The 6,373-nt window shown below is 70.8% G+C and carries 4 protein-coding genes and 2 pseudogenes; 4 read left to right on the top strand and 2 right to left on the bottom strand.

Going from position 1 to position 6,373, the window contains the following annotated elements; all coding sequences use genetic code 11:
• The 3 genes and pseudogenes from ACFYMP_RS30375 to ACFYMP_RS30365 all read left to right on the top strand — a co-directional run.
• Positions 1-791: pseudogene (locus tag ACFYMP_RS30375) on the top strand (hypothetical protein); the annotation flags it as partial.
• Entirely contained in the window at positions 788-1,573 is a 786-nt protein-coding gene (locus ACFYMP_RS30370) for a hypothetical protein (protein ID WP_388863562.1), read from the top strand. The pseudogene ACFYMP_RS30375 and the gene ACFYMP_RS30370, both read left to right, overlap by 4 nt.
• Before the next feature lie 9 nt (positions 1,574-1,582).
• Entirely contained in the window at positions 1,583-2,209 is a 627-nt protein-coding gene (locus ACFYMP_RS30365; RefSeq protein WP_388863560.1) for an SMI1/KNR4 family protein, read from the top strand.
• 94 nt (positions 2,210-2,303) lie between these two features.
• Here ACFYMP_RS30365 and ACFYMP_RS30360 read toward each other — a convergent pair.
• Positions 2,304-2,633 (bottom strand): annotated as a pseudogene (locus tag ACFYMP_RS30360) (VOC family protein); the annotation flags it as partial.
• 143 nt (positions 2,634-2,776) lie between these two features.
• On the opposite strand from ACFYMP_RS30360, the gene ACFYMP_RS30355 reads away from it, so the two are divergent.
• Positions 2,777-3,187 carry a hypothetical protein gene (locus tag ACFYMP_RS30355; RefSeq protein WP_388863558.1) on the top strand — a complete coding sequence of 137 codons (411 nt, stop codon included), beginning with the start codon at positions 2,777-2,779 and terminating at the stop codon, positions 3,185-3,187.
• Between the two features lie 153 nt (positions 3,188-3,340).
• On the opposite strand, the gene rph is transcribed toward ACFYMP_RS30355, so the two are convergent.
• Complete coding sequence (rph, locus tag ACFYMP_RS30350) at positions 3,341-5,989, bottom strand: rifamycin-inactivating phosphotransferase (protein WP_388863568.1); 2,649 nt, start codon at positions 5,987-5,989, stop codon at positions 3,341-3,343.
• Between the last annotated feature and the right edge of the window lie 384 nt (positions 5,990-6,373).

Here is a 6,373-nt window from a genome sequence, read left to right as displayed (position 1 = left end):
TCGCCGCCGCCCTCGTCGTCATGGCGGACACGATACGAAAAGTCATCAACGGCGAAGCCGGCTGGAGCGACCTCATCTGGGCCGCCCTCGACTGCGTCCCCGCCACCAAAGGCTTCACCAGCCTCGCCAAACTCGGCAAACTCTGGAAAGCGGGCGGACTCCGGGCGCTGGGCGGCGGGGCACTCAAAGGCATCGGCGGCGGACTCAAGAACACCGCGAACTCTCTTCGAAGCATCGGCAACCGCGTTTCCTACGAAGGAGGAAGGTTCCTGCACGGCCTGCGGGCAGCCGCGAACGCTCCCGCGCCGGGCCTGGTGCCCGCAGGTCCGGGCGTGTTCGCGATGGCCGGAGGCGGCGGTATGGGTGTTGTTTCCCGGGTGGCCGCGTTCCAGAGCGGCACGGCGTCCTACGTGAAGGAGATCAAGCTCACCGCGAAGCGCTGGCCCGAGTCGGCCCAGCACATAGATGAGGCGCAGAACGGCACGATATGGCGCGGTAGGGTCTCGCAGGCGGGACCGGCCAAGCCGGACGTCCTCACCATTGACCGGGCTCTGGCCGACGATCACCGAGCCGATTCGCTCCGGGGGATCGCGGCGCGCGGCGCGGACGACCTGGACCGGGACGAGTACCCGCCGGCCATGTTCCGTGAGGGAGGCACGGGTGCGAGTGTGAAGTACGTCAGGTCCGGCGACAACTCGGGCGCGGGCTCCAGTATGGGCAACCGTCTCCGGGGCCTTCCTGACGGAGCGAGAGTCAAGATAACGCCCACTGATCTGCCAGGAATGCCATGAGCCGCTCTCTGCTCACCAGAGCCCGCCGCGAAGACCGTCGCACCGTCCTGCCCGATCTGGTCGCGGAGGCCACCGATCCGCTGGCCGGGGCTGAGGAGGCCGCGCACGCGGCCGCCGGTGCCGTACAGATCATGTACTGGCAGGACCAGTTCCTTGAGGCCCTCTATCTGGTCGAGACGGTGCTGCGTCTGCACGGCCGTGCGAAGCATGGCCCTGCACGGTTGAACCTCTGGCTCGACGTACCCGCCCTGGCGGCCGCTCAGTATGCGGGGATCGTCCCGCACGCGGGGATTGGGCGTCTGAGTGCCGTCACCCCGTCCGACAGTCCCCTGGCCGAGCGACTGGAGTGGCTGGCTACCGCGGTCACCGAGCGGCCCTTGCCCGAACTGCTGCCCGGTCCGCCGACCTGCCGGAAGCCGGTGGGGTCGCTCACCGACCGTGAGACGCGGCTGCTCGATTCCCCCTACAGCGCGCTCGGCCCGGCTGACCGGCGCTCACTCTGGCTGGGCCTGGAACGTGCCAACCGTTTCGACCTCGCCGCCGGGCTGCACCAACAGGACGCGCCCCGGGACTTCACGGCCGCCATGTGGCTGGCGGGTTGCTACCTCGACTGCGACGACCTGGCCGGCGCGGAGGAATCGCTCCTGTCCGCACGAGAACTGTTCACCCCGCTGGACTACTCGGACATCCTTCCGCCCGTCGCGCCGCTACAGCCCCTGCTGCGGCAGGCCCTGACCCCCCGTGTCGTGGACGCCTACCTCCACCAGCCCCTCCCTTACTAGGCTTGGTCGATGACTTCTTCCCTCGAAGAACTGCTCCGGCGGGCCCGTGGGCCGCTCGGTCCCCGCGTCGACCTCGACTTCGGCGTTGAGGAGGGCCCGCTCGCGGAACTCGCGACGCTGCTGACCCGTACCAACGGCTTCTTCGCCTTCGACGCCGGGGTCCAGGTCTTCCGCGCGGGAGAGGAGGGGCTCGGGCCCGACCTGCTCGAATGGAACGGCGAGGAGTCGTGGAAGCCGGCCTACGGGGGCCTGGCCGACGGCTTCTTCTGCTTCGGGCAGGACATCCTCGGTACGCAGTTCGCCATCGTCGGCGGGACCACGGTCGTCGCAGTCGACCCGGAGACCGCCCAGGCTGCCGCGATCGGTCCGAGCCTGGAGGACTGGAGCGCCTGGCTGCTCGCCGACCCGGCGGTCCACGCGACCGCCAACCTGGCGTACGCCTGGCAGGAGCGAAACGGACCGCTGGAGGCGGACCAACGACTGCTGCCCCTGCGGTTCTTCGTCACCGGTGGCGGATACGACTTCGACAACCTTGTCGCCCGGGACGCGGCTCAGGCAATGCGCATCCGTGGTCCGGTCGCCCAGCAGGTGCGCGACCTGCCGGACGGCGCCCGCATCCGGCTCCACGTGGAATGAGCGGGCTGAGTGAGCGGCCAGTCGGGCGACGCCCGGCCGCAGTAGCCGCGCCATGCAGGCCGGGGGAAGAAGCGCGTCCCTGCCCGTCGTCGCTTCAGGAATCCCCGATCGCGATCCGCTCCGCAGGGCTGCGCTCTACGCAGAACTCGTTCCCTTCGATGTCGGCCATCACCGCCCACCCCGTCCCGTCCGGTTTACGGAAGTCCTCGATCAGCACGGCACCCAGGGCCAGTAGCCGTTTCACCTCCTCGTCCCGTAAGCGGTCCTGTGGCTGAAGGTCCAGGTGCAGCCGGTTCTTGACCGTCTTGTACTCGGGTACGGGGAGGAACAGCAACCCCGGACCACCGCCCTCGCCGGTGCTCACGGAACCTTCGGGTAGGACTGCGCGACGCGATCCGTGCCCGGCAGGGCTTCCAGACGTCGCACCTCCCGGCTGCCGGCCGGGGTACGAAGCTCCTGAAAACCATCAGCGAGAGCCGGCTGACCCGTAATGCCGATGGGCTGATCGTCAAAGTGGACGGGGGCGTCTACGAGGGCATCGACGGATCACACTCGATTGGGACAGCATTGACTGAGCGCGCGAAGTTCGTGGGTTTCTTTCGCGAGATCGGGTTCAACCCGGCGTCCTTTCAGGACAGCATCCGTGATGCGCTGCTGGAAGGCCCTCCGGAGCACCGGGACGAGCTCATCCGGTATCTGCGCGGCGGGATCAAAATCATCGTCGTGGCGGGCGGAGCACCGGACGTGTTGACGCGGGGGCGCTGGATCGGGGACGCGGAAAGCGTGTACACCGATGGGACGTGGGTATGGCGGGCGGACCTCGCGTATTACCTCGCGAACTACCCCCTACGCCTTCCCGGGGAATTCGTGGAGCGTGCCTTGCAAGCGGACTTCGTCGTACCGGACGTCCCCGAGACCCGACTGCGCGAGGTCGACGAATACGTCACGCGTACTCTTTCGGCGCCCTGGAAACCGTGACCGTCAAGCCGTCCCGTCCGTCCCCCGGGGGAAGACGGTCCGCGCTCTGGACGCCGCGGACGGCCGCCGACGCTGAGGGCGCGGCACCGCCGTCGTCACCTCTCCATGTCAGGGCGACCCACGAGGCGAGTCCTGCGAGCGCGGCTCCGCCCGTCAGGACAGGATCTCGACGTACCCGTCCGTCCCGTGCACGCGGACGCGCTGGCCGTCGCGGATGAGGCGGGTGGCGCCCTCCACGCCCACGACGGCCGGCAGGCCGTACTCGCGGGCGATCACCGCGCCGTGGGTCATCTGGCCGCCCACCTCCGTGACCAGGCCCGCGACGCCGACGAACAGCGGGGACCAGCTGGGGTCCGTGAAGGTCGTGACCAGGATGTCGCCCGCTTCGAGGTCCGCCTTGCCCATGTCCAGGACGACGCGGGCCCTTCCCTCGACGGTCCCGGCGCAGACCGGCAGACCGGTCAGGGCCCCGGCCGGTACGTCCTCGCGCCGGTACGCCCCGTTGACCGCCTCACCGTCCGAGGTGAGCACCCGGGGCGGGGTGAGCGCGTGGTATGACCGGAACGCCTCCTTGCGCCGCCGGACGAGCCCCTCGTCCACCACCCGCGCGCGCACGGCCTCGTGGAACTCCTGGAACGTGAGGTAGAAGACGTCCTCCTTCTCGGGGAGCACACCGTCCCGCACGAGGCGCCCGGCCTCCTCCAGCAGGGCCCGCTTGTAGACGAAGTACCGGCAGACGATGCCGTACTTGGGGTACTCCCGGTACCCGATGAAGGTCCTGACCCGGTCGATCACGCGCTGCGTCTCGTCGGCCTTCCGGTCCCCGTCCGGCAGGGCCCGCAGGCGGGACAGCACGTCCCGCTCCTTCTCGCGCGCCTTCCGCAGCCCCTGTTCGAAGCGCCGCCCGGCGGCGCCCGGACCGAAGTTCCTGACGTTGTCGAGGATCGCGGGTACGAGTGCGGAGGGGCGCTCGCGCCACCGCGGCCTCGTGATGTCGATCTCGCCCGCGCAGCGCATGCCGTACCGGTCGAGGTAGGCGTCGAGGGCCGCGCGGGCCCCGGCGCCGCCCGCGAGCTTCGGCAGCTCGTCCAGGAAGGCGTCGTCCGCCGCGTCCCCGACGTCCCGCAGGAACGCCACCACCTCCGGGTGCGGGCGGATCGCGTCGGCGACGTCGAGCAGCGCCAGCCCCATCTGCGAGGTGACGTTGCCGGGGGCGGACAGCGTGAGCGTGTCAGCCGCGTTCTTCTCGCCCAGCCACTCCCACAGCCTGTCGTCGAGCCACCAGCTGGCCTCCATCCCGGCCATGATCGCCTGAATGCTCAACGGGTCACTGAGGACTCGTCCGTGCTCCTCGAAGGCCTCGAGCAGGAAGTCGAACAGCGCCGGGCCGGTCTTGGTCCGGATGTCGCGCTCCAGGGCGGCGACGGACGCCCGGCTGCGCTCGATCAACTCGGTGACGACGGCCGGATCGGTCTCGACCGGGGCGGGGACGCCACCGGCGGGGGGGCCGCCGGCCGCCGGTCCGCCGGCCGCCGGTCCGCCGGGAGTCGCGTCCGGCGGCGACAGGACGAAGTCCGCCCGGTCGAGGACGCTCTCCAGCGCGTCCCTGACCAGCGGATCGCCCTTCCCCATGGCGTCGAGGAGACCGGCGCGGCTCGCGGGCGGGGCCAGGCGCCGGGTGACGTCGACGAACAGCCTCCCCCCGGCCTCGTGCATCGGCACCATGGCCGTCAGCCGCCACATGGAGAGCCCGAGGGGCTTCATGGGGTCGGTCATCATCTGCTGGTGACCGACGGAGACGTACACACGGTTCTCGGGGACGGCCTCCGGGTCGGTCTCAGGGACCGGGAACAGCGTCGTGACAGGCCGGCTCTGGACGATCTCGAAGTCGCCGTCCACCAGACACCACTCGATGTCCTGCGGACCGCCGAAGCGCGCCTCGACGCGCCGCCCGAGCTCCACCAGCCGCAGGACCTGCGCGTCCGTCAGCGCCGGTTCCCGCCGCCGGTCCGCGTCGACCGCGACGTCCCGCGTACCGCCGTCCGGCAGGGCGTGAACGGCACGCTCCTTGGTGGCGATCGCCCGCTCGACGATCTCGGCGCCGCGCACCTTGTAGACGTCCGGGTTCACCAGGCCGGAGACCAGCGCCTCACCGAGACCGAGGCCCGCCTCCACGGTGGCGGTCCTCCGGTTGCCCGTGACGGGGTCCGCCGTGAACAGGACTCCGGCCGCGTACGGGAGGACCATGCGCTGTACGACCACGGCCATGTGGACCGTACGGTGGTCGACGCCGTTGCGCTGCCGGTAGGCCACGGCGCGCTCGGTGAACAGCGAGGCCCAGCACCGGCTGACGTGCCGGAGGACCGCCGCCGCCCCCACGACGTTCAGGTAGGTGTCCTGCTGTCCGGCGAAGGAGGCCGTCGGCAGGTCCTCCGCCGTCGCGCTGGACCGGACGGCGTACGCCGCCTCCTCGCCGAAGCGGGCGAGGGCGCCGGTGACCGCCGCCGCCACCTCGTCCGGGACGGCGACGCCCTCGATCGTCCGGCGCATCCGCGCACTGAGCGCGCGGACCGCCTCCCCGTCCTCCGGGTCCAGGCGCTCCAACTCGTCGAGCAGCCCGCCGAACGAGGGCGCCTCGTCGAGGACCCGCCGGAACGCCTCCGTCGTCACGCAGAAGCCGCCCGGCACCCGGACACCCTCCATCCGCGACAGCCCGCCCAGGTGCGCGCCCTTGCCGCCGACGAGCGCGATCCGGGTCCCGTCGACCTCGCGAAGATCCAGCACGTAGCGCCGGTCGGCCATCTCAGTCGTCCCCGTCATCTCAGTCGTCCCCGCCGCCTCAGTCGTCTCAGCCGCCGCGTCCGTCTCCGTCGCCGCGTCCGTCTCCGTCGTGTCCGTCGTCTCTCTCATCGCGGCACCTTCGGGGCCTCTGGGGCGGGCGCGTTCCCCCGCCGCGCGGCGCCGGGCCCTCGCACCCTCCGTCGCGCGGCCGGCCCGCCCCCTGGACCGACGTCTTCGCGTCCCTCGTGCCTTGACGCCGACACACGCACGTCGTGTCCCTCATTTCCGCTGGTCGTGGCCTCGGCCGACGATTGTGCGCCCTCCTGGGGGCCTTGCGGCAAGCCCCCCGTCGCGCTATAAGTTGAGAGTGGCAAGGAGAGTGTTCTCCTTGCCTTTGTCGTTTCC

The organism is Streptomyces sp. NPDC007088, from assembly GCF_042869355.1.
GTDB lineage: Bacteria > Actinomycetota > Actinomycetes > Streptomycetales > Streptomycetaceae > Streptomyces.
This window is presented reverse-complemented; position numbering and strand designations above follow the sequence as displayed.